This window comes from Pseudoalteromonas issachenkonii (genome assembly GCF_002310795.1).
Taxonomy (GTDB): Bacteria; Pseudomonadota; Gammaproteobacteria; order Enterobacterales; family Alteromonadaceae; genus Pseudoalteromonas; species Pseudoalteromonas tetraodonis.
Genome location: NZ_CP011030.1, coordinates 2,242,554 through 2,266,628, shown reverse-complemented (window position 1 = coordinate 2,266,628; position 24,075 = coordinate 2,242,554). Strand labels below are relative to the sequence as shown.

Sequence of the window (24,075 nt, the reverse complement as noted above, 5' to 3'; positions counted from 1 at the left end):
ACTGTTCGCTGTCTTTACTTTATTTATTCACTGTAAGTCTTTAAGCTAGAAGAATCAAAGGATATGTTAGAGTCTATTTATCTTTCGAGGTTGAATTTTTAGTAGTGTGTTTGTTTTTTAGGCAAGGCTGAGCCTATGTATTGTGGTTACTTCCCATAAATAGGCGATAACGTAGCTTAAAAATTAAACATCCTCTACCCAAGGGGGCTGAACAAATTTTAATCCGGAAAGGTCAACAGACCCTACTTATTAATGAATATTAGTGTAAGTTAGGAATTAAATCTGTTTAGAGTACTCTAAACGGTATCGCATTTTTATATTTATGGAGTTCGTATGTCAGATAAACCATCAGAATCAGATGTTCAAAAACGTCCACCGAATAACAACCTTATCTTCGCAGGGGTTATTTTATTAATCATTATTATTGCCGCCGCGTTTGTATTATTAAAACCAAGCGAAGCCCCAGAAACAGTTATGCAGGTTGAAGAACCCATAAAAGAGCAACCCGTTATGGAGCTAAAACCTGAAAACGACCCAGTGGTGGGGGCGCCATCGGTTAAGCCAGAAAAACCTGAAGAGTTGGCAGTGCCAACACAGCGCCCAGACGTTGAGCCAGAGTCTGAGGTTGTGCCTTTACCAACATTAAATGACAGTGATCCTGTCGTGGTTGCAAAATTAGATGAATACTTAGGCGATGCGGCAATGAGCCTAGTGTTGAACGATGATGTTATTCGTCGTGGTGTGGTGTTTATCGATAACTTAGCAAAAGGTAAGGTGGCTAAGAAACATACCCCAGTTGTAAAGTTAGAAGAAGGTTTTAGCGTAAACGAAGGCGATATTTTAACCATTGATCCTAATAGCTATGAACGCTACACCCCATATGTAAAAGTACTAACAAGTATGAGTGCCGCACAAGCTGTTCGTTTATATGAAGAATATAAACCGCTAATCAACAGTGCATACACTGAAATTGGCTATGGCGATGATGAGTTTACACAAACACTTGAAGATGCCATTGACTTGCTACTTGATACTCCAGAGCCAAAAGGCAGCTTACCTTTATTGCGTGACTCGGTTACTTATCAGTATGCGTTTTCTGAGTGGGAGCAATTACCCGCTGCACAAAAACAACTTTTACGCATGGGCCCAGAGAACATGAAAAAGGTAAAAGCAGCGCTACGTAATATAAAAGCGCAGTTAGAGAGTAATTAATAACCGCTTTAATAACTAAATACCCTGCGATTGTATATGAAGTATGCAATCGCACTTTCTTTTTTGATTATCCCTTGAATAACAGAGTAAAAGTAGCGATAATCTCAATCGCGCCAACCAAGGCCCTCAATGGTAGTCTTATTGGTCCTCTCGCAACACTAGCAGGCGAACCTGGTCAGGCCCGGAAGGGAGCAGCCACAGTTTGTGACGTGTGTGCCGAGATGTGGCTGGTAAGACTGCCACCCAAATTCCTCATTTGGGTGTTGTTTGAAGTATAAGTTGACATATTTGTACTAAAAGATGGCATAAATTGGAAGTATAAGGTGGCATAGTCTAGTATTTAACCAAATGGTTAGATGGTTGACTCACATGTACAGAAGAAAACTAAAACACTCCCGTGTAAAAAACCTCCATAAATTTGCTAGTCAAAAAAATAAATCTACCTGTTTAGTCGAATCCTCTTTAGAGTTTGATGCCTGTTTCCATTTTGAATTTTCACCATTAATAGCCGCATTTGAGGCACAACCACTAGGTTACGAATATGAGTTTGATAACCGTACTTGCCGTTACACACCTGACTTTTTACTTACCCACACAGACGGCACGCAAAAATTTATAGAAGTAAAACCGCAAAGCAAAATTGCCGACGAAGACTTTCGTGCACGTTTTATTGAAAAGCAAGCCATCGCTAAGCAAGATGGACGCGACTTAATATTGGTTACTGATAAACAAATCCGTGTATATCCAACACTCAACAACTTAAAGCTTTTGCATCGCTACTCTGGGTTTCAGTCTTTAACAGAGCTGCAAGCATCGGTGTTAGCACTTGTTAAGCAATGCGGCTCTATTAAAGTGGGTCAGTTAGTTAGCTTTTTAAAAGTAACTGCCGGTGAGCTACTTGCTACGGTGCTACGCTTATTATCACTAGGGCAGTTATTTGCCGACTTAACTACAAATGAAATATCAATAGAAACAGCAATTTGGTCTAACAATGTTTAATGACGGTTTGTTTGATGATGAGTTTAACCAGCCATTACCAAAAGTAGAGACCAAACTACCTCAAAATTACGCCAAAGATTTACAAGCCCTTCCTGAAAAAATTAAAAATACAACATTTGCTAAGCTTAAATATATTCAATGGCTTGAGGCTAATATTCAAGGTGGTTGGACACAAAAAAACCTTGAGCCTTTATTGAAAGTAATGCCCGAAGTTGAGGGAGAAAAAAAGCCTAGCTGGAGAACAGCAGCACGATGGTATAGCGCTTATACCAATGCAGATAAAAATATCATGGCGCTAATACCAAGCCATCAAAAAAAGGGTAACAGGGAGCGCGATACAGCCACCGATAAGTTTTTCGAAAAAGCACTTGAGCGTTACTTAGTAAAAGAAAAGCCATCAGTGGCTTCTGCTTATAAGTATTATGCAGATTTAGTTATTATTGAGAACGACAGTGTTGTGGGCAGTGTTTTAAAGCCTTTAACATACAAAGCGTTTAAAAACAGAATAGATAACTTACCACAATACGAAGTAATGATCGCTCGTTATGGTAAGCGCCTTGCTGATATTGCTTTTAATAAAGTAGAAGGGCATACACGGCCTACTCGAGTACTCGAAAAAGTTGAAATTGACCATACACCGCTTGATCTTATTTTATTAGATGATGAGCTACATATCCCGCTTGGTCGGCCAACACTCACCATGTTAGTCGATGTGTATAGCCATTGTATTGTTGGCTATTACTTCAGCTTCAGCGAGCCTAGCTATGATGCAGTAAGGCGAGCAATGCTAAATGCAATGAAACCTAAAAGTGAAGTGGTAAAACTATATCCCGATACGATTAATGAGTGGAAGTGTGCAGGTAAAATTGAAACACTTGTTGTTGATAATGGCGCTGAATTTTGGAGTAACAGCCTTGAACTTGCTTGCGAAGAAATAGGCATTAATACTCAATATAATCCTGTCGCAAAGCCCTGGTTAAAACCCTTTGTAGAACGTATGTTCGGCACAATTAACACTGAGTTACTTGACCCGATCCCAGGTAAAACCTTTTCTAACATTTTGCAAAAACATGAATATAACCCTAAAAAAGATGCAATTATGCGCTTTACAACCTTTATTCAGCTATTTCATAAATGGGTAGTAGACGTTTACCATCAAGATGCCGACAGCCGCTTTAAATACATACCTAGCCAATTATGGGATCAAGGCTTTAATACGTTACCACCAACAATGCTGAGTAATGACGATCTTCAACAATTAGATGTTGTGCTCAGTATTTCATATCATCGGGTACTTCGAAAAGGTGGTATACAGTTAGAAAATTCAAGCTATGACAGTACTGAATTAGCCAACTACAGGAAGCAATTTAGCCATAAAGTATCTCAAGAAGTTTTAATTAAATTAAACCCCGATGATATCTCTTATATATATGTGTACCTCGATAAGCTAGAGCACTACATAAAAGTGCCATGTAAAGATCAAGACTATACCCAAGGTTTGAGTTTGAATCAGCATAAAATAAATATACGTATTCATCGCGATTTTATTTCGGGCTCTATCGATAATGTAGGCTTAGCAAAAGCGCGTATGTTTATTCATAATAAAATTCAAAACGAGTTTGAAGAGTTAAAAAATGCGGCAAAACACTCAAAAGTAAAAGGCGGTAAAGCATTAGCTAAGCATCAAAATGTTAGTAGCGACTCGCAGAAATCAATAGCTCAGAGCGAGCCAGTAGAACACAAAAAGGTTACACCTAAAGAGCAACCAACAGATAGCTGGGATGACTTTATTTCAGACTTAGATGGATTTTAATTATGCTGACCGACAAACAAAAAGAAAAGCTTAATGAATTTCGCGATGTATTTATTGAATACCCAATAATAAGCACGGTATTTAACGACTTCGACAGATTAAGACTTGGTAAAGGGTTAGCGGGGGAAAAGCCTTGCATGCTGTTAAATGGCGATACAGGCACAGGTAAAACAGCAATAATAAAACAGTATAAAGAACGTCACTTACCGCAATTTATTAATGGAGTGATGAATCACCCTGTATTAGTCAGCCGCATACCTAGCAATCCGACACTAGAATCTACTTTAGCCGAGCTTCTTAAAGACTTAGGGCAAGTAGGCAGCACAGAGCGTAAGCTACGAATAAACGGTACTCGCTTAACCACATCATTAATAAAATGCCTAAAAACGTGTGGCACAGAGCTTATAATTATTGATGAGTTTCAAGAGCTAATTGAGCATAACCAAGGTAAAAAGCGCCGCGAGATTGCCAACCGATTAAAATACATTAACGACGAAGCGGGTGTATCAATTGTATTGGTAGGTATGCCGTGGGCAGAAAAAATAGCAGACGAACCACAGTGGTCATCGCGTTTATTAGTAAGGCGGCAGCTGCCTTATTTTAAGTTGTCAGAAAACCCAAAGCACTTTGTGCAGTTAATAATTGGCCTAGCCAACCGTATGCCATTTATCGAAAAGCCAAACCTAAGTGAACAAGCAATAGTATTTGCTTTGTTCTCACTATCAAAAGGCTGTTTTAGAACGCTTAAATACTTTTTAGATGATGCCGTACTTTATGCACTAATGGATAACGCGAAAACCCTCACAACCAAGCATCTAGTCAAAGCATTTGATGTTCTCTTTCCTGATGTACCAAACCTATTTACCTTGCCCGTTTCAGAAATTACAGCAACTGAAGTTGAGCGCTATTCACTATACAAACCTGAAAGCGCCCTAGATGAAGATCCGTTTATAGCGACCAAGTTTACTGACCGGATGCCTATTAGTCAGTTGCTAAGGAAATAGATAATACAAAGTTTAAACTTCAATGAGTCTAGTTTCAATTCAACAATATCTAAGCATTTAAAGTGCTGAATTTCTTAGTGGCGCACACTGTTATACTAGATATGCTTAATGTGTTAGCAATAGACTGGAAAATATGTAAAAACTACACTTTAATACAGCCAAAAACTGAGTTGAAATTGTCACTAAGTGATGACTTTTCATGCAGGTGGAGCATTAACATAGCTGACTGATTGGGATTTTTTAATAGGTGCACTCATCACCTTTGGCATTACTTTTTCCAGTAAGGGTTTAGCCTTGTTTATATTGAACACTACCTTTTTGACTTGACAGGATAGCTCTTCACTTAAAAGTTATTTTTTACAATATGTTTCAATTATAAATGTGACACAGTATATTAAATCAAGCTAGTACATATATTTGAATATAAGACCTTAAGAACAAGTTAGGCTAGCTAAAGCATTGTTATTGAGCACGCCATTTAGAGAAAGAAGTCATTCAACTAGGATGTGTTAATTAATTTAATTGATCTCATTTATTACTGAGTCTAGCAATTGAACAAGGATAGTGTATGTATTTATCGAGTATAACGGCCGAGAATTTTAGAGGCTTTGTATCAACTCATGTTACTTTAAACAAAGGATTGAACCTACTAGTTGGTGAAAACGATGCTGGCAAAACGAGCTTAATAGATGCTGTAAGATTGGTCTTAGATACTAACTCAGCTGAATGGGTGAGGATTAAGTATTCAGATTTCAGGTCGGGATCGACAAAGCTAAAAATAAGATTGAAATTTTGTGAACTGAATGCTCATGATGGTGGGGCATTTGCTGAATATCTGACGTTTGAACAAGATGAAGATGGTAATGTTCAAACTGTGTTGCATATAACATTAACTGCTTCCATAAATGAAACCCAGACGAATAATTCACAAGGTATACGAACTGATATCCGTGCAGGCGCTGATGATGAAGGGCCAATTTTAGATCGTGATACGCGATTATATCTTTCTACTACTTACCTTAAGCCATTAAGGGATGCTGAAAATGAACTTTCTGCAGGAAGAATGTCTCGATTGTCACAACTACTAGGCAGTAAGAGCAGCATTGGTGGTAACGAGCAGGATATAGAACGATTAATCACTTTGGTTGTAAAGGCTAACCAAATGATCAAAGCTGATGCCTCGATTTCGACTTCCAAAAATAGTGTCGAAAAACTCCTAGAAAAAATAACGTTCAAAGACACGCTATTTGCTCCTGTGATTGACATGCTTGGCAGTAAGAATGTCGAAGATATGAGTGTAGCGGAGAAGAATTCAGCATTTAAAGCAATTGTGGAGCGGCTTACTCTTGGACTGAATGATACAGGTATGTCTCATGGGTTAGGGTACAGCAATTTATTGTTTATGGCCGCCGAACTAATGCTTTTAACACAGTCAGGTGAAGGCTTTCCACTTTTGTTAATCGAAGAGCCTGAAGCACACCTTCACCCGCAGTTACAAATGAAGTTCATCCAATACCTAGCAGAAGAGCAAGAAGGCTTACAGTGCATCTTATCAACGCATAGCCCTAACCTCGCTTCAAAAGTGTCACTTGAAAATATAATACTGATGAATAAGGGGCAGTCATTTCCATTAAGGCGAGGGGCGACCCTGCTGAGTAATGATGATTACCCGTTTTTGGAAAAATTTCTTGATGTTAGCAAAGCAAATATGTTTTTCGCTAAGAGCGTTCTGTTGGTTGAAGGTGATGGTGAAAATATATTGCTGCCAACTATTGCCAAATTATTAGGGCGTCCTCTTGAAGATTATGGCGTGTCTATCGTGAATGTTGGCAACCTAGCTTATAAACGGTATGCAAAGATCTATCGTAAGAAAGTGGCTGATGAGCAACCATTCCCTATTAAAGTAGCTTGTGTAACTGATCTTGATATTTGGCCAGATAAGGCAGAAAAGAAGCAAGAGAATGACTACGGCTTTAAATTGAAAAAAGAACCTAACCTAGCCGAAGGGAAGAAAGGGAATTTGAATCGATGGATTAGCCACTATGATGATAAGCCAGATGATCTAGCAACACGAAAAGCAAATAAGTGTGAGCAGGATGGAGAAAATGTAAAAACATTTATCTCTGAGGAATGGACTTTTGAATATTGCCTAGCCAAATCAGGTTTAGCTAAAGAAATGTATTGCTCTGTGAATGATAGTGAAGTTGGCTTTGAAAATCTTAGTGATGATCCTGAAGAAAAAGCTATTCAAATATACGGCATGGTTGAAAAAAAATCGTCTGGAAAAACTGAGGTCACATACAAATTAGCTGAAATATTAAGCAAGACCTATCAAAAGGACCCAACAGGGCTTAAAAATAAACTGCCTGCGTATATTGTTAGCGCCATTGAATATGTAACTGAACTGATTATTATAGAGGCAGAAGAGGAGCAGCCTGCTCAGTTAATCGAAGCGGAAGGTGCAGAATGATACCTTCTATAACCGATAACGATATCGAGGATTTTCAAGTTGAGACGGGGCTTATTTTTGATCATAAACGTCGACAAGCCATAAAAGAATTTGTCGATGTTCAAGCTTGCCCAGGTAGCGGTAAAACAACTCTTATTGCTGTGAAATTAATACTGCTAGCAAAGAGTTGGAAGCAGAGTACAAGTGGCATATGTGTACTTAGCCATACCAATGTAGCTAAAAATGAAATTATTAGTCGATTGGAGCGTAATGAATATGGATGTAAACTCTTATCTTATCCTCACTTCATAGGAACGATTCAAGAGTTTGTTAATCGATTCCTAGCATTACCTTTCTGTAGGTCAAAGAGCATAGTAATTAAGCGTATTGATGATGACGCTTGCTTTGATTATATTGATAGTAAACTTTCTTGGAAGGCAAGAAGGTATTTGGAAGGAAAGCCCAAAGCTAGTATATCTAACTTGCAAATTAGATATGTTGATGGTGAGTTTAAAAAAATCATTCCTGGCTTCACAAAGCCCTCTACATCGGATAGTTTTAAAAACCTGTATGCAATAAAGGAAGCGATGTTGAGCGAGGGTTTATTCTTTTATAGAGAGATGTTTGAGTATGCAAAGGCGTACTTGGATATTAATCCAAATGTAATAAAAGCTATTCAATCAAGGTTTCCTTTGGCACTTGTAGATGAGATGCAAGATACATCCCTAGTGCAAGATGAAATAATTAATAAGTTATTTTGTTATAGAGGCGGCGCGCTTCAACGATTAGGTGATGCTGATCAGGCGATATTTTCTGGTGGCGAAGAAGAAAATAGCAATAGCTATAATGATTTGCAGCTGCAGGTTATAAATACCAGCCATAGATTTAACCCAAGCGTCGCAGCCCTAGCTAGTCGGTTGAGTACAAATAAGGTAGCATTGAGTTCTACTCACTTAGTCTATAACGCTCAGCCACATACGATCTACATCGTTGATGAGCAGAGCAGATCTAAAGTACTTTCAGCCTTTGCACAATTGTGCGCTAATAACCTTCCGTTAGATGAGAGACATCCAATTAAGGCCGTTGGTGGGGTTGGTAAGACTAAGCCGGAAGGTCTTACGGTTAAACACTACTTTTCAAATTTTGAAAAACGTAACTCCAGTAAAAACTTCAAACCAGAAAGAATGATCGAATACTTTAGAAGGGCTCAGAATATTGCTGCATGCAATGCAGATGGTTATAGAATAGTTTTGGAAGGAATTCGTAGGTTATTACCTATTGCAGGTTACGAACATGTACCTATATCTCAGCTAAAAAGTATGTTAAAGGACAGTCCAAAGCGTAATGAAATTAATCAAATTATAATTAAGATTCAAAATTCTGTTCTTAACGATAGTAATGCATGGGGAGATAATATTAAGGACTTATTAACAGCTCTTGGTTTGTTGGATAAGTATACAGTGCTTACCGACTTTATTTCGTATGTGGCACCAAGAGCTATAACTGATGATGAAGTTGTGTCGGCTAATATGTATGTTGAAAAAATAAATGATCGTGATATCTATATTGAGGTTGATACGATTCACTCCGTTAAGGGGGAAACGCACTCAGCGACTTTACTGCTAGAAACACAATTCTACGAGTATGATGTACATCAGGTGTTGGATTATATTATCGGTGTTAATAATACAACGCCAACAGGGGTTAGGAAGCCTAAATTTATGAAACAGCTGTATGTAGCAATGACGAGGCCAAAACACCTAATTGGCATTGCTATTGATGAATCTAGATTTCCTGAGGCTAAGCGAGCGATTGCTATTATGAATGGTTGGAATGTTGTAGATTTAACATTTGGTAATTAATATGGCACAACTATACCCACTAATTCCTATCGATTTCCTACTTTACAGGGAGTTGTTGTATAAATATGGCTTAGTTAAACGTCCATTAGTATTTCATGACTACTAGTTTAAAATAGGAAGTTAGCAGCCCAGACTGGCATTTTCAGTCGTCTCATTAGAGTTGCATAGTTATGAGTAATAGAGCTTAACGAGTGTAATCAATCACTTAATATGGTGTAAAATAATGGCATGTTTTAGACTCTTCTTTTGTAGTATAAGCAAATGAGTGTGCTTTTATTTTTCCGCCATTGCATGCAATTAAAAGGCATTACATGCGATACAAAAGCAATTGCATGCTTTACCATTTTTGACATTATTTATTGAAACAATCTTACCAGAAGTATCGCTAGCAAAAACAAGCATAAAATCCCTCTTAACTCATAAATATTTATAGTTTAAGACATTACTAATTAAGTGTATATTTAAAAACTAAAATATCCTTAGTACACTTATAGGTTAGATACTAAGAGAATCTTAGCAGGATATAATTTATAGCTAAGGTTCACATGGAAACTCCAACACCTTCACGCCTAAAATCTGCAAGAAAAGCAGCTGGCCTTACTCAGCAACAGCTAGGTATGGCACTAGGAATGGAGCCAAACACGGCTAGTGCTCGCATGAACCAGTACGAAAAAGGCAAACATGCCCCTGATTTTTTAACCATGAAACGCATTGCTAAAGAGCTTGATGTACCGGTAGCTTATTTTTATTGTGAAGAAGATGTCTTGGCTAAATTGATATGTGAACTTGGGAAGTTAAGTCTAGAAGATCAAAAGAGCATCTTAGGTATAGTTTTATCAAAAAAATAAAATCAAAGGCTTGGTTGCATGCGTTCAATTATGTAATCTTGCAACGCTAGACCTTGAAGCTTTTGTTTACAACCATTCACTCTAACCCAAGTTTTACCTGAAGAGTTAAAAAAGAGCTTAGGATTATTAGATTTTGGAACTTTTACTTCTAATACAAATCCAGATTCAACTCCTAAAACCAAATGAAAAATAATTCTAATCTTAGTGGGATCAATGGATGGTTGAATGACATTGATTTTTGCATTGATTACTTTATTTATTTCATCCTTTTGATTAGTGTTTAATTTAAGGCATTTAACAACACCATCGTCACATATGCCCCAAAATATGCTGCCACCGGAACTATTTAAAAAAGCAATTATATATTCATCTACTTGGTTCTGAATGGAATTTGTAGGGCTTAACCCTTTAACTTCTTTAAACTCATGCGTTAAATCTTCTTCAAGTAGGCACTTTTTTCCTTCAACAAATTGGTAGTTTTCTGATTGTGTTGTTAGCTCAAATTGATCTGGTAGTGATTCAAAAAATATTCGAAGTTGGTTTATTGACCTAGGACTCATTCGAATGGCTTTGGAAAGCTTACTTAATGTACCATGCTCTTGAAGCAGTGAGTCTAATTGAGCAATAGCCTGTTCTTTTCCAACAAGCTGCCCCCAGCTTTCAATCTTTCTATTTCTTTGTGGCCCACTCTGGAGTCCTCCTGGATAATAAACAGCATTAATTGCATCAAAAGCATTTTGTAAATCCCAGTTTTTATTAATAATCAAATGACAGCACCGTGTTTAATCGTGTTATGTGGATAAGCATTTTGAAGTATTACTTATCATATACTTTTTCTATCAAAGAAATGTTGATGAGCAGATTCTGAAATATCACATCCGACAGCTTGTCGATTTAAGTTATTGGCTGCTACTAAAGTAGCTCCTGAGCCAAAAAAAGGGTCGACGACGAGTTCATTTTCATTACTGCTTTGCGAGATGAGTGTTTCAATTAACTTAACTGGCTTTTCAGTAGGGTAGCCCCTGTATACTCTTTTACATGTGAGGATATCTGGAACGCTTAGATCATTTAACTTGCGCTTACCTTTCTCGAAAAAAAGAATATATTCGTGTCTAGCTCTGTAATGATAGCCCATTCCAATAGTCACTTTATCCCAAATTATTGGCTTCCAAAACTTGAAACCTACGTTTTCAGCTATTGGCTTAATATAAAACATGGTTTCCTGATCGCAGAATAGATAAAAATGCGAACCTTTTTTCAGCACTCTGTATATTTCTATTAGTAGATCTTCAAAGCGATTATTTGGAAATATGTCGAACCATTGATTACTTGACGATTTACTTACTTTTAGGCGAGTGGTTGTTCCTATTTTCCGATGTTTTTCTAATGATTCGTAGGGTGGGTCAGTAATTAAAAGATCAACACTTTCGGTTGAAAGTGTTGATAACCAATTTACCGCATCATCTTTAAATACTTGCATTAAATCTCTTTAGTTAAAGTGTGCTGCACAAGCGGCCATTGTGAAAAGCTTTCGAAGCAACGCCCTTTTTTAATCGTCGACAATCAATGCAATAGCTTTGATACCCATCAGGGTTGCGGGCCGTTTTGCGAGCAGGAGTAATTCCAAAAGAAGCCGGATATGGATGGAATATATGTTCAGAACTATTAGCGTCTGAACAATGAGGGCATGATTTAAACTTTTGACCGGTTGATGAATCTTTCTTTTGAACCATGCCGCTATTTAAAGCTTTGCCACAGCAATTACAAGCCATAAGAATCTCCTTATAAGTTAGCTTTGTATTTTTAAATTTGAGTTTTTTATTATGTTACTGGCTATTAATACATCCATTAGAAATGCCGTAACGCTCTCTACAGTATCAGATATTGTACTTTTGTGAAGTACGAATGATTTAACGATAATTATTTTTGACTATCTAATTTATTTAGCCTAAACCTAAACTAAGATTTTCTTAGTTTAGGTTGGCGATGCATTTTTTAGTTCAAACAAAACCTTATCCTGAAGAGGCGCTTGAAAGCTATATGCTAAGGCTTGCAAGGGATAACTCATACTATGACTATAGTGAGCTTGCTGATATTTTATGGCAATGGCTTGCGGAGCAAGATCATGAGCTTGAAGGTGCGTTGCCGTTAGAGCTGAGTAAAGTTGATGTTTATCATGCTAGGCAAGCGAGCAGCTTTAGAATAAGAGCGCTTAAGTTAGTAGCCCAATTAGCTGATGTTAACGCTGGTGATATTCTTGCGCTTGCATGGCGGCGCAGTAATTTTAAATTTGGCAACCTTGCAGCAGTAAGCCGTAATGATCTAACAATTCCCCTTGAGCTACTTCATACTGATAACATACCTGTTTGCATTGAATGCTTGTCTGAATCTTCATATATTCCTTTTCACTGGCATTTAAAGCCCTATAAAGCGTGCCATAAGCATAAAACACAATTAGCCATACATTGTGGTAAATGTCATAACTTAATTGATTATAGAGCTTCTGAGGCGTTTTTAGAGTGTGTTTGTGGTTATAAACCAACCAGTAGTGAACAGTTAAACTATGCAGACTTTAAAATTGCATTTGCGCTTGCAAGTAATAACAGCCATAAAATAGTCGGGTTAATATCCTGGTTTGCGAAGGTTAAGCAACTTGATGTAAGCGATGCTGACTTTAACTGCGCTTTTGTTGATTACTTTAGTACTTGGCCTGATGGCTTTACCGCTGAATTAGATTTACTCACAAAAAATGCGCGGCTCAAACAACTTAACCCTTTTAATAAAACTAAGTTTAACTCTGTGTATGGCAGTGTGATCCGTGATGGTCAAATAGCTGCAACAAGTAACCGTAAAAACAAAGTTCTTGATGAGATTATTAATTACTTTGTCGAATTAGTTGATAGTAATCCTAAAGCTAAACATCCAAATATTGCTGACTTACTGCTTTGTACTTTTGACACCGCAGTATTATTAAACACCACCACAGAGCAAGTTTACAGGCTTCACCAAGAAGGCTTTTTAAACTGTGCTTACTCACAAAAAAAGCACGAACAGCTCAGAGCTGATAGCCATGTTTTTTATTTACGCCAAGTAATTGAACTACAGCAAGCATTTGCAGCTGAAAAGACTCAAACAAAAAAACAATTTATAGCGCCGTGGTAACTTATGAACTTACAAGATGCATTTGCAATTGAATTATTGAAAGAAAAAACCACAGCCATTAGAAAGTTGTTTGCTCCATACATGCCTCATGTTGCGGTAGATGGTTTTGAGGAACAAGCGCTGACTGTGCTCATTAACCTAGTTTATAAGCGAAGTGAAATTGATGATTTAACAAGTACAAGAACCGCTCAAAGTGTATTACGCGATGAAGTGTTACTGAGTAAGTGCATTAACGAAGTAAAATGGTTTCATACTCATAATTTAAAATATCCTGATATACGCGTAAGCCATCAACGTTTAATTAGTGACGTTATAAGTGAAGATATTGCGGGTATTTGTAGCCGGTCATTACCTTTAAGTTTTGGCTGGTCGCACAACAGTGCTGAAATTAATCATGCAAAGTTATTTTTAACCTCATTTAGTTGGCAGGGCGAAGTGACTTGTTTAGCAAAGTTACTAATAACTGAAGAGCCTGTTTGGATTAATTTAATAAGAGCATACGGGTTTACTAAAAAGACGGTTTTAGACATCGCGGGTAAAATAAAACAGCAGTTGCCAGTGGCAGAACTCCCATTAGAAGTAAGCTCTTTTTCACCACAACTACAAATGCCATTTCAGCAAAGCTACCTTGCGGTTACGCCTGTAGTAAGTCACGCAATGCTAGCTAAAATTCAGCAATTAAGAACAGATCGTAAGTTAAATTTTGGTTTTGTTGAGCACTCAAGACCAGCCAATGTTGGCGATTTAGCAAGCTCAGTAGGTGGTAATATTAGAGTGTTGCGCTACTTCCCTAAAACATATTCAAAGGCTATTAACCGCTCTAAAGTAGCCAATAATGATATTGAGAAAGCATTTAAAATTCGTGCGCTATTAAGTAGTCAATTTCAACAGGCGCTTTTGGTATTGGTTGGTATTAAACAGTTTAATACGTTAAGGCAAAAGCGATTAGCGCGAGTCGCGGCGATTAGGCAAGTACGTGTTAGCTTGCAGTTGTGGCTGGATAACATTCTGGAAGCTAAAAATAACGCTCATGAGCAAGCTTACCCTGAGTGGGCAAAGCATTACTTAGATCAGAGTATTACTAACTGCATTAGCCAATTTAGTAACGTACTAAATGAGAGCCTTGGTAATTTAAGTAAGCTCAAACGCTTTGCGTATCACCCTAATTTAATGGGGCTGTTTAAATCGCAGTTAAACTATGTGTTTACTCATTGTGCAACTGAAAAGGAAACATTAAATGATGAGCAAATAGTGTATGTACATTGCCAAGATATGCGAGTGTTTGATGCCGAGGCAATGGCTAACCCATATATTCAAGGCATGCCCTCACTTACTGCTTTAAATGGGCTTGCTCATAACTTTGAGCGTAAGCTAAAAAACTTTATAGACCCTTCAATTAAGTGTATTGGCAGTGCTATTTACATTGAAAACTATCAACTACATAAAGGTAAACCATTACCTGAGCCAAGTAAGTTAAAACAAGTTGCTGGCCGTAGTCATGTAATAAGATCAGGAATTATCGATAAACCTAAATGTGACATAACACTCGATTTAGTATTTAGGTTTTTCGTACCAAATGAAGAGATACTTAATAAGTTAAATAGTCAGCTTATAAAGCCCGCACTACCATCTACGTATGCAGGCGGGACCATGCATCCACCTTCGTTATATCAAAATATAAACTGGTGTCATGTACATACTACACCGAGTGAGCTGTTTAAAAATATAAAGGCAAAATCGTTAAATGGCAGTTGGTTGTACCCTTCAAAAAAAGTAGTCAAAAGTTTTGAACAATTGATTGATGTCCTTAACGGTAACTTTAATCTAAGACCCGCTGCAATTGGCTTTGCTGCGCTTGAAGAACCCGTAAAGCGAGATGCAGCATTACATGAATATCATTGTTACGCTGAGCCCGTAATTGGGTTGTTAGAGTGTGTTAGCAATACGTCAGTTAAGTATGCAGGGGCTAAGCGGTTCTTTCATGACGCATTTTGGGTTATGGATGTTCAAAAAGAGTCTATGCTTATGAAAAAGTCTAAGTTTGAGTATGAATAATGCAATTACCTCGGCACTTAAGTTACTCGCGTTCGCTTTCACCCAGCAAAGCAGTGTTTTTTTATAAAACACCAGAGTCTGATTTTGAACCGCTACAAATAGAACAAAATAAATTAGTTGGGCAAAAATCAGGATTTGGCGATGCGTATCAAAAGCAAGGTGAAGCTAAAAATTTAGCGCCACAAGATCTTGCTTTTGGAAACCCTCAAACAATTGATGTGTGCTACGTGCCTCCAACAGTAAATGAGCTATTTTGTCGTTTTTCACTCAGGGTTGAGGCCAATAGCAATGAGCCACATGTTTGTGATGACCCTAAAGTTATCTATTGGTTAAAACGTTTTTTTGAAACCTACAAAAAACACAATGGTTTTAATGACGTTGCAACTCGCTATGCTAAAAATATACTGATGGGCAACTGGCTTTGGCGTAACCGCCAATCACCAAATGTTGATATTGAAATCCTTACTGAGCACGCAGCTCCAATTATTGTTGAAGGTGTACAAAAACTAAAATGGCAAGGCAATTGGCAAAATAATCAAACGGCATTATTAACGTTGTCAGAAGCTATTCAAGAAGGGCTCAGCAACCCTCAAAATTATTGTTATTTAGATATAACAGCAAAAATTAAAAATGCATTTAGCCAAGAAGTTCACCCTAGTCAAAAGTTTGTAGATAATGTTGAACAAGGCATGTCATCTAAACAACTTGCATACACTCAAGTGGGCGATAAAAAAGCAGCAAGTTTAAACTCGCAAAAAGTAGGGGCTGCGATTCAAACTATTGATGATTGGTACGAGGGAGGTTACAAACCTTTACGCACTCACGAGTATGGCGCAGATAAGCAAATATTAGTTGCACACAGAACACCTAAGAGCCATTCAGACTTTTATTCATTACTCCCGCGCATTGCCATGCATATTAAGCACATGGAAAAGCATGGTTTAGGGCAAAGTGAACAATCAGACGCAGTTCACTTTATTGCGGCAGTGCTGATTAAAGGTGGCTTGTTTCAAAGGAGTAAAGGTTGAAGCGCTATTATTTTACCATTACTTATTTACCCAAGAATTGTGATGTAAGCCTTCTTGCTGGGCGTTGTATTGGTATTTTGCATGGGTTTATGAGTTCACGCGAAATTAGTAATATAGGTGTGTGTTTTCCTAAATGGAACGAGCAAACCATAGGTAATCAAATAGCGTTCGTATCAACAGATAAAAAGCAATTAACCAACCTATCTCAGCAAAGCTATTTTGAGATGATGGCTCATGATAAATTATTTGATTTATCAAAAATACTCGAAGTACCAACAAACCAAAGTGATGTAATGTTTGTTCGCAACCAATCGGTAGCCAAAGCATTTGTTGGCGAAAAGCAAAGACGATTAAAACGCGCTAAAAAGCGAGCTGAAGCTAGAGGCGAGGTCTACAACCCTAAATATAAATTTGAGGCAAAGGACATAGGCCACTTTCATTCAATACCTGTATCAAGCAAAGGTAACGGCCAAAGTTATATTCTGCATATACAAAAAATTGAAAAAACTGAACCCATAAATAATCAGTTTAACAATTATGGCTTTGCTACAAATCAAACATTTCAAGGCACGGTTCCCTCTTTGAATACCCTTTTTTAATAGTTATACAACACTCTTCTTAATTTTCAATGGGTTATCTGGTTGATTAAAATAAGGGTAAATAATTTAAATTCGTTTAACAGTTTGGTATTTATAGAAATTTAAACTACTTTTAATAGTGAACTGCCGAGTAGGCAGCTGAAAATTTAGAAAATAGTCGAGTAGTTCCTACACGTGTATCTTCTGCCGAATAGGCAGCTGAAATTAGGCCAGGAAGTAAACAACCACAACTTGTGACTTTATAACTGCCGAAAAGGCAGAGGCTAAATAAAAAGACCCCAGCAAACGCTGGGGTCTTTTTATTCGTTATTTGATATAAAACTTGGATTTTATTAAGGTTTTTATTCGTCCAAACATGGTCAAAAATTCACTTTGATTTTCTATTACTCGTACAATTTCTGACATAATTACGTATTAAACTCAAATTTTTCATGTAAGATGTTGGGGGGGTTACACCATATTGGTTAAGTGCAGGAATTATATGTTGTAATATTGTAAAAATAATAAATAGATATATTTCATGGTTTATTCAGAATACCTTAACGCAGCTAGAAAGCACTATGCGACATGCGAAGCTCTAAAAACAACTATCTTGGGTTTGGATTTAGTAAAAGCCCCAGATAAAGTTAATAATAAACACTTTAGGTTAAATTTATATTATTTAACGGGCTATATTTTCGAATGCTCAATTAAATATGGGATATATAAATTAGTAAATCATGATCTTAAAACTCCAATTAATGAGCTTAATGTCCCAGGCATAGACTTTGCCAATGACATCAAAAAACATAGATTCGATCGTTATTCTGAACACCTAATTGTCAGACATGCAGGTATAAAATTGGTTGATGATAGAAACTCTGTCCCACCTGAAGTTGTTAAGTTATATAATTCTTGGGATGCCCCTGTAAGATATTTGTACAATGATTCAAAGCCATTGTCATATTCGATGTTAGAAAATAAACACTTATTCACATTTTTAGACTGTGCACGTGAAGTGCTTAAAACAGTGGAAAGGCTATAGGTTAATAATGTTAAAGTCATTCAAATTCATAAAAACGATAGAAGCTTTTTTAATCCACCTTCAAGACAAGAAAATAATAGAAAAATATAAAGTAAAGTTATCTATTAATCAAACTGTTAAAGTATTAGTTGCAAGCGACTCTATTGAGTCAATAGTTGATTTTGAGGCTGAGTTATCTCAATATGAAGAATATATTGAAGATCAACAGCTAATCAAAGAAAGCTTACTAAATGACTCCATTACATTTGAGTTTTTTTCTACTGAAGATAGTGAAGTCGATTATTCATATGAATTTTCAGGAAGTAAAGTTGATTACGGTCTGAGGCGGTCTTTGTCTGCTCTTTTAGATAAAAGCTCAAATCAAATTAATAAGAGTAATGTTATTACGTTTTATAGCTACAAAGGAGGGGTTGGAAGAACAACCTCACTTGCATTAACTGCAACATATCTTTCGCGGATGGGTAAAAAAGTTTTTGTAATCGATTGTGATTTTGAAGCGCCAGGGTTGATTAATTTCTTTAATACCTCTCAATCAGGTTCTAAAAAATCAGGGGTTGTTGAGTATCTTAATGACTGTTTATTCGATTCAGAAGTTACTCTTGATGATTATGTCTATGAAGTAGAAAAGAGTTACTCAGGAATAGGAAATATTCACTTGATGCCAGCTGGAAATTTACTTGGGGATAGTGACGATTTATTAAGTTATATTGAAGGCATTGCACGATTAGATCTTCAAAGTAATATTCTAATTGAAAGATTAAAGGAATTAGTCTCAGATATAAATGATGCTTATAACCCTGATGTTATTTTGGTTGATTCAAGAACAGGATTCAATAATATTTTTGGGGCTCTTGTAAATATTTCGAGTTCAATAATTACGTTTTTAGGTGATGATATTCAAAACACTCCTGGTGCGGAATATGTAACAAGCCTACTTTCTAATATTGATGTAAATCAGTGCTATGTTTTGTCAATACTTAGTAGTGGCCCTTCTAAGAGATTCAACAATTTCAACACTTATATTGCAGTTAATAAGAGTGATAATATATCTACATTTTATCTTGACCGACAGCTTATTCTGGAACTTATAGGTACCCCTTATGAAGATATTGATGATTTAAATGATTTTATTAATGGAGAGAATGGTTCACCTAGATACCAAATGCTATTTGAATATATTCATTCATTAATTCCATCTAGTGCGGATGAATTAGCTGAAGCTGCTCAGTCAGAAGATAAAAAAGAATTATTTGTAAATGTTAATGAAGAGGAAGTAAAAGAATCATCAAGCAGAAGCCAAATCAATACAAGTATAAGTGATAATGTACTTTTTGAGGTAAAGAAACACCTTCCTGATTTGTACGCAGAAAACATTGACTACACTGAGGATTATTTGCGAAATAGCTTTTATATAAGACCTTGTATGGAAGATTTTTTTATACCTGAAAAAACTATTTTGTTAGGTGACAAAGGAACAGGCAAGACAGCATTATATAAAGCTTTACAAGTTGAGAGTATTTTTGAACTTTTAATCGAAAAATCTCAGAAAAAGCATCTTAATTATAATGTATTAAATATTACTAATTATGAGAATGATAGTTTTGAAATCTTAGGCTTAACGGAAGAACTGGTCAAAAACGAACTCTTTATTAAGAAATTTTGGATCTTCTATATTTGGAATGCAATTTGTACCAGAGCAGACTTTTCGACTAAAAACAAAGAACTGATAGTTAACCTTTCCGACATAAATGTAATTGATAGAATTGTAGAAATTGTTACTTTAAATGAATCTTTTCAATTGATTGAAAAAGAATTAGAACTTTTCAATAGTCAGCTTAGAGGAAAGGATAAAAGGTTAATTTTAACATTTGACCGCCTAGACAATATTGTAAAACCATATCTTTGGGATGACATTGTTTCGCCATTAGTTAAATTATGTAATAAGTTTCCTTGGGAAAGCATATTTCCAAAACTTTTTTTGAGGAGGGATTTATATGAGAGGCTTGGCAACCTTACAAATAAAAGTTCCTTTAAGCCAAAAATAATTGGCTTAGAGTGGTCTAAGAATGAAATATACTCTTACTTTTTAAAGATTGTTTTTACTTATTCCCCCGAGGAATTTACTACATATCTACGCGAAAAATTAAAACCAGTTTTAGTTAATGAAGTAACGAAGCGCCTAAATAAAAAAGGTGCTCGAAATCAATTGCCTTTAGATACTTATTTAATTCAGCCTGTAATTAACGCATTCTTTGGTGAATCAAAGCAGAAAAAAAATGGTAAAAATAGCAGTGCTTATGATGACTTGTATAGAAATATTCAAAGTGCTGATAGTACAGTGAATCTCAGACCTTTTTTAGATTTGATCAAGTACGCAATTGAGGAGCAGGAGCAGCAGGATTTTGATCGTGGTTATCGAAAAGGTGCAATCTTAGGGTTAGCTTATTGCACAAGTAAGCATGTAAGAAAGCAGGCAGTTGTGAATTACCTGATAGATCTTTGGGGTGAACAGGGAAATGAATTGGTCAAATACTTCTGCCAAGATTTATCGAATAATCGAGTTCATCCACAGTATAAAAAAGCTAAGTTAGATGAAGGTTTATTTGAAAAGTTGCTACAAGATATTAGACAGCGCCATATTTCTGATAGCACTGTTAGCTCTACGACTATAAATGAGTTTAAGCAAATTTTGATCGCTAATAAAATTATTACTCCATATATGGTCGGTAACAAAAATAGATATGGTTACGCATATTTGTATACGAATTACTTTGGGGTTTAGTTATTTTTTGATAACAGCCTTTGTCTATAGTAATCATTTTTCATAGTAAAAGGCTGTTAGTAATTTCAACACGTTATAAGTCAACTAAACTTGGCAGTATTTTTATTTGGTTGGCTTCATAAAGCCTGTATTTGGTAACTTTATGCCATTATAAGCTTCAACATTATGCCAACTTACACTTCACTTGTGCCGTTGTAGTTCAATGAAATCGAATGTGGTTATGTCAACTTATACTTCAAACAACATTGGGTGTATTAAAATTCCATTTTTCAATATTTCTTATTTATATTATTCGTACACTAATTCTGGATCATACCCATTTAGCTAAATTTTTACCTTTATAGACAATAGCTAATGAGTGAGCAATAATTAAAACTCGTGATTATACTTTACGCCGCAGGTGTTAAATAAGCTATTAAGGGTTAATATGACGTCTCAGAGGAATAAGTGGGCGCTTGCTATATTATTAGGGCTTTTAGGGGGATGCGCTAACCTTTTACCTCTGTATTTTTTTGATAGCTCTGAATTTTTATTTGGTCAGACGTTTGTAATACTCAGTTTAGTGTTTGCTGGGCTTCGTTATTCCCTCCTTAGTTTAACTATTGTCACTGGTTTTTTATTTTATCGCTGGGGGCATAGCTGGACCAGTATTGTTTATGTGCTTGAGCTGTTTTGGCTTTATACCTTTTGCTTAAAGCGTTCTAAGCCAATACTTCCTTTAGGCGCAGTGTTTTGGTTTTTAGTCGGCTTACCACTGGTGTGGGCTTTGGGTCACTTTGTTATAGGCCTGCCTTGGCTCACGCTTGTTGTGGCTGCCTCAAAATACTTTATCAATGCCATGATAGCGTTAGCTTTGGTCGACTTAGTGAGTGTGTTTGTTCCCCACGCAAGCCGGGCTTATCAAGGGCAGCCTTTGGCCCGTATATTAAGTTATGTTGTCAGTATCATTATTGTTTTGGTGGTTTTGATCACCAGTGTCTTTTTGGTTAATCAGCATTACTCGCGCTTAGAATACGAAGTAAATACGCAACTTAAAGAAAAATCACGCTCGATCAGTGCCCAGCTTAGTGACTATTTGTTGTTTCATAAAAATGCAATGGTAATAACCAGTGATGCAATGAGTGCCGGAGCACCAATACAGCAGCAGCTTGAGCGGCTAATGGCTTTATACCCTGGTTTTGCAACTAGTCTGTATGCGAGCTCCGAAGGTTATGTTGAGAAAAGTATACCCAGTGAATTGCTCAGTGGTTTAAGTCAGAGTCAGCGTTATGTTAATGATCGTCCTTATTTCGCTCAGGCTCAGCAGTTCCCCTTAGGCTACAGCAGTGGCGTTTTTCAAGGCAGAGGATTAGGCGATCAACCTATTGTTGCGCTTTCGGCTCCCATTTATAAAAATGATGAGTTTTATGGTGTAGTTGAGGGGTCGCTCAAGCTAGATCAGTTAGAGCGGTTTATTCCCAATTTATTTGAGTATAAAGGGGATTTACTTGTTCTTGATGCCGATAAAAAAGTAGTATTTAGCTCGTTAAGTCAGTTTACGGTGCTGACTGATTTTAAGCAGCAGGATCTTAGTATCCAACGTTTTAGTGGTAATCAGCTTTTTCGCTCAAACGATAACGAGGTGTACCATACAAATCAGTATGTTGACGACACCACAGGGTGGCAGATTATATCGCTCTATAATCGTAAATATTTAAGCTTGGTGGTAGTGGCTGCTTGGTTACCCACTATGTTGCTGGGGCTATTTTCCATTGCACTGGTGGTATTATTTATTTATAAATTCACCCATTTGCTGGTTAAACCCATCATAGAGTTAACTAATTTAATCAACAGCTTTAGTAAAACTAAAAAACACGTATTTAATACCGATTCTAGTTGGTACGAAGTACTGCAATTACAGCAACAATTTGAAATGTTGGGCAATGCACTTCTGCATTCAATCAAAAGTTTGCAAGCCTCTAATGTAAAAAATGAAGACCTTAATAAACAACTTAGCCAATTTAATCAGCAACTCGCAGATAAAGTAGCAGAACAAACAACTGAGCTAACACAAGCCGTTAAACTCGCTAATGAAGCAAATATCGCTAAGTCACAATTTTTAGCTAATATGAGTCACGAACTTCGCACACCTATGAATGGCATATTAGGTATGGGAGAGGTTTTGCTTCGAGATCAGTCTTTAAGTAATGAACAAAAAGAGTTGTTGCTCACGCAGCAAAAAAGCGCCAAAAACTTGCTTGATATTCTTAACGATATTTTAGATTTTTCTAAAATTGAAGCAAATGCCATGGAGCTAAATAGTAGACCCACGCAGCTAGCTCCATTTATCGAAAATATACGCTCTTTATTTACGCCGATTGTTAGTACTAAAGAGGTGGAATTTAGCATAATTCAAACCACAAATTTACCACTGTACATTAGTGTTGATGAATTACGCTTAAATCAGGTGATTATTAATTTACTCTCTAATGCGTATAAATTTACAGAGCATGGCTTTGTGCGATTATCGTTCGATTATAACGATAATAAACTTCAGGTTAGCGTTGAAGATAGTGGTATTGGTATTGCAAAGGCACAGCAATCATTATTATTTAGTGAGTTTACTCAAGCTGATGTGGGCGTTGCACGTAAGTATGGCGGAACAGGGTTGGGGCTGGCTATTTCTCAAAAGCTAATAAAAATGATGGACGGTGAAATTCATTTACACAGTGAAGAGGGTAAAGGTAGTACGTTCACCTTTAGTATTAGTGCGCCAGAATCAGCAGACGCTCCCTCAAAGTTACCTAAAAAAACAGCTTCGCAGCCAAACCTTTTGGATAAACGCATACTGTTGGTAGAAGATAATGCGATTAACCGACAGGTGATTGCAAAAATGCTTGAGCCTACTAAAGCGAGTTTAACAATGGCTGAAGATGGCTTAAAGGCGCTTGAAGTATTGAAGAGTCAGTCGTTTGATTTGATTTTAATGGATTGCCAAATGCCGAACATGGATGGCTATGAATGCACTCGCGCGATTAGAACCACTGAAATTAAAACCGGCTTACGAGTACCTATAGTGGCGATCACTGCAAATGCTTATGAGGAAGATAAGCAGCGCTGTTTAATTGTTGGTATGGATGACTTTATAGCCAAACCCATTAATAGCGATGATTTATATACAGTGATTGGTAATATACTCAGCTGAGCAGCAGCTGAAGAGCACAAAGCATAGTTCAGGGTTAGTATGCTAAGTGGCCGA

The 24,075-nt window shown here is 36.7% G+C and carries 17 protein-coding genes and 1 other RNA gene; 15 read left to right on the top strand and 3 right to left on the bottom strand.

Annotation, left to right across the window (positions count from 1 at the left end; all coding sequences use genetic code 11):
* Nucleotides 1-333: 333 nt before the first annotated feature.
* The 8 genes from PISS_RS10500 (at nucleotide 334) to PISS_RS10465 (ending at nucleotide 10,187) form a co-directional block, all read left to right on the top strand.
* The gene (locus PISS_RS10500; RefSeq protein ID WP_016899296.1) at nucleotides 334-1,212 is read left to right on the top strand and encodes a DUF3014 domain-containing protein; all 879 of its coding nucleotides are present in this window, start codon (nucleotides 334-336) and stop codon (nucleotides 1,210-1,212) included.
* 139 nt (nucleotides 1,213-1,351) lie between these two features.
* An RNA gene (ffs, locus tag PISS_RS10495) (signal recognition particle sRNA small type) lies at nucleotides 1,352-1,448 on the top strand.
* A gap of 133 nt (nucleotides 1,449-1,581) precedes the next feature.
* Nucleotides 1,582-2,211 (top strand): TnsA endonuclease N-terminal domain-containing protein, encoded by a 630-nt coding sequence (locus PISS_RS10490; protein ID WP_058155020.1) that lies wholly within the window; start codon nucleotides 1,582-1,584, stop codon nucleotides 2,209-2,211.
* Nucleotides 2,204-4,024: a Mu transposase C-terminal domain-containing protein gene (locus PISS_RS10485; protein WP_058155018.1), complete on the top strand. Its 1,821-nt coding sequence runs from the start codon at nucleotides 2,204-2,206 to the stop codon at nucleotides 4,022-4,024. The genes PISS_RS10490 and PISS_RS10485 overlap by 8 nt, the downstream gene beginning before the upstream one ends.
* A gap of 2 nt (nucleotides 4,025-4,026) precedes the next feature.
* Entirely contained in the window at nucleotides 4,027-5,028 is a 1,002-nt protein-coding gene (locus PISS_RS10480) for a TniB family NTP-binding protein (RefSeq protein ID WP_058155017.1), read from the top strand.
* A 568-nt stretch (nucleotides 5,029-5,596) separates the two neighbouring features.
* On the top strand, nucleotides 5,597-7,498 hold the full coding sequence (locus PISS_RS10475; RefSeq protein WP_058155015.1) for an ATP-dependent nuclease: 1,902 nt from the start codon (nucleotides 5,597-5,599) through the stop codon (nucleotides 7,496-7,498).
* Nucleotides 7,495-9,339: a UvrD-helicase domain-containing protein gene (locus tag PISS_RS10470; RefSeq protein ID WP_058155013.1), complete on the top strand. Its 1,845-nt coding sequence runs from the start codon at nucleotides 7,495-7,497 to the stop codon at nucleotides 9,337-9,339. The genes PISS_RS10475 and PISS_RS10470 overlap by 4 nt, the downstream gene beginning before the upstream one ends.
* Before the next feature lie 545 nt (nucleotides 9,340-9,884).
* Complete coding sequence (locus PISS_RS10465) at nucleotides 9,885-10,187, top strand: helix-turn-helix domain-containing protein (RefSeq protein WP_058155012.1); 303 nt, start codon at nucleotides 9,885-9,887, stop codon at nucleotides 10,185-10,187.
* Nucleotides 10,188-10,189: 2 nt separating this feature from the next.
* Here PISS_RS10465 and PISS_RS10460 read toward each other — a convergent pair whose 3' ends face one another.
* Genes PISS_RS10460 through PISS_RS10450 form a run of 3 tightly spaced genes read right to left on the bottom strand, consistent with a single transcriptional unit; the run spans nucleotide 10,190 to nucleotide 11,959 of the window.
* Nucleotides 10,190-10,954: an ATP-binding protein gene (locus tag PISS_RS10460; protein WP_058155010.1), complete on the bottom strand. Its 765-nt coding sequence runs from the start codon at nucleotides 10,952-10,954 to the stop codon at nucleotides 10,190-10,192.
* 56 nt (nucleotides 10,955-11,010) lie between these two features.
* A complete protein-coding gene (locus PISS_RS10455; protein WP_058155009.1) occupies nucleotides 11,011-11,667 on the bottom strand; it encodes a DNA-methyltransferase in 657 nt (218 codons plus the stop codon).
* Between the two features lie 13 nt (nucleotides 11,668-11,680).
* Nucleotides 11,681-11,959, bottom strand: a complete 279-nt coding sequence (locus PISS_RS10450) for a hypothetical protein (RefSeq protein WP_024590745.1) — start codon at nucleotides 11,957-11,959, stop codon at nucleotides 11,681-11,683.
* Between the two features lie 214 nt (nucleotides 11,960-12,173).
* Here PISS_RS10450 and PISS_RS10445 point away from each other — a divergent pair, with 214 nt between their 5' ends.
* The 7 genes from PISS_RS10445 to PISS_RS10415 all read left to right on the top strand — a co-directional run bounded on the left by PISS_RS10445 (nucleotide 12,174) and on the right by PISS_RS10415 (nucleotide 24,021).
* The gene (locus tag PISS_RS10445) at nucleotides 12,174-13,349 is read left to right on the top strand and encodes a TniQ family protein (protein WP_058155008.1); all 1,176 of its coding nucleotides are present in this window, start codon (nucleotides 12,174-12,176) and stop codon (nucleotides 13,347-13,349) included.
* A 3-nt stretch (nucleotides 13,350-13,352) separates the two neighbouring features.
* Nucleotides 13,353-15,404 (top strand): type I-F CRISPR-associated protein Csy2, encoded by a 2,052-nt coding sequence (locus PISS_RS10440; protein WP_008129239.1) that lies wholly within the window; start codon nucleotides 13,353-13,355, stop codon nucleotides 15,402-15,404.
* On the top strand, nucleotides 15,404-16,432 hold the full coding sequence (gene csy3 / locus PISS_RS10435) for a type I-F CRISPR-associated protein Csy3 (protein ID WP_008129242.1): 1,029 nt from the start codon (nucleotides 15,404-15,406) through the stop codon (nucleotides 16,430-16,432). The genes PISS_RS10440 and csy3 overlap by 1 nt, the downstream gene beginning before the upstream one ends.
* Nucleotides 16,429-17,031, top strand: coding sequence for a type I-F CRISPR-associated endoribonuclease Cas6/Csy4 (cas6f, locus tag PISS_RS10430; protein WP_008129244.1), 603 nt, complete (start codon nucleotides 16,429-16,431; stop codon nucleotides 17,029-17,031). Before csy3 ends, cas6f begins: the two co-directional genes overlap by 4 nt.
* A gap of 520 nt (nucleotides 17,032-17,551) precedes the next feature.
* On the top strand, nucleotides 17,552-18,055 hold the full coding sequence (locus tag PISS_RS10425; RefSeq protein WP_033025388.1) for a hypothetical protein: 504 nt from the start codon (nucleotides 17,552-17,554) through the stop codon (nucleotides 18,053-18,055).
* A gap of 7 nt (nucleotides 18,056-18,062) precedes the next feature.
* Nucleotides 18,063-20,837 carry a tyrosine-protein kinase family protein gene (locus PISS_RS10420; protein WP_008129246.1) on the top strand — a complete coding sequence of 925 codons (2,775 nt, stop codon included), beginning with the start codon at nucleotides 18,063-18,065 and terminating at the stop codon, nucleotides 20,835-20,837.
* Between the two features lie 427 nt (nucleotides 20,838-21,264).
* The gene (locus PISS_RS10415) at nucleotides 21,265-24,021 is read left to right on the top strand and encodes a hybrid sensor histidine kinase/response regulator (RefSeq protein WP_058155006.1); all 2,757 of its coding nucleotides are present in this window, start codon (nucleotides 21,265-21,267) and stop codon (nucleotides 24,019-24,021) included.
* Nucleotides 24,022-24,075: the final 54 nt, after the last annotated feature.

What these genes read in the sequence shown, in the direction of transcription:
- PISS_RS10490 (WP_058155020.1), top strand. Translation starts at nt 1,582, where the DNA reads ATGTACAGAAGAAAACTAAAACACTCCCGTGTAAAAAACCTCCATAAA.
- PISS_RS10500 (WP_016899296.1), top strand. Translation starts at nt 334, where the DNA reads ATGTCAGATAAACCATCAGAATCAGATGTTCAAAAACGTCCACCGAAT.
- PISS_RS10455 (WP_058155009.1), bottom strand. Translation starts at nt 11,667, where the DNA reads ATGCAAGTATTTAAAGATGATGCGGTAAATTGGTTATCAACACTTTCA.
- PISS_RS10420 (WP_008129246.1), top strand. Translation starts at nt 18,063, where the DNA reads ATGTTAAAGTCATTCAAATTCATAAAAACGATAGAAGCTTTTTTAATC.
- PISS_RS10465 (WP_058155012.1), top strand. Translation starts at nt 9,885, where the DNA reads ATGGAAACTCCAACACCTTCACGCCTAAAATCTGCAAGAAAAGCAGCT.
- PISS_RS10425 (WP_033025388.1), top strand. Translation starts at nt 17,552, where the DNA reads ATGGTTTATTCAGAATACCTTAACGCAGCTAGAAAGCACTATGCGACA.
- PISS_RS10475 (WP_058155015.1), top strand. Translation starts at nt 5,597, where the DNA reads ATGTATTTATCGAGTATAACGGCCGAGAATTTTAGAGGCTTTGTATCA.
- PISS_RS10450 (WP_024590745.1), bottom strand. Translation starts at nt 11,959, where the DNA reads ATGGCTTGTAATTGCTGTGGCAAAGCTTTAAATAGCGGCATGGTTCAA.
- PISS_RS10480 (WP_058155017.1), top strand. Translation starts at nt 4,027, where the DNA reads ATGCTGACCGACAAACAAAAAGAAAAGCTTAATGAATTTCGCGATGTA.
- csy3 (WP_008129242.1), top strand. Translation starts at nt 15,404, where the DNA reads ATGCAATTACCTCGGCACTTAAGTTACTCGCGTTCGCTTTCACCCAGC.
- PISS_RS10470 (WP_058155013.1), top strand. Translation starts at nt 7,495, where the DNA reads ATGATACCTTCTATAACCGATAACGATATCGAGGATTTTCAAGTTGAG.
- PISS_RS10440 (WP_008129239.1), top strand. Translation starts at nt 13,353, where the DNA reads ATGAACTTACAAGATGCATTTGCAATTGAATTATTGAAAGAAAAAACC.
- PISS_RS10415 (WP_058155006.1), top strand. Translation starts at nt 21,265, where the DNA reads ATGACGTCTCAGAGGAATAAGTGGGCGCTTGCTATATTATTAGGGCTT.
- PISS_RS10485 (WP_058155018.1), top strand. Translation starts at nt 2,204, where the DNA reads ATGTTTAATGACGGTTTGTTTGATGATGAGTTTAACCAGCCATTACCA.
- PISS_RS10445 (WP_058155008.1), top strand. Translation starts at nt 12,174, where the DNA reads ATGCATTTTTTAGTTCAAACAAAACCTTATCCTGAAGAGGCGCTTGAA.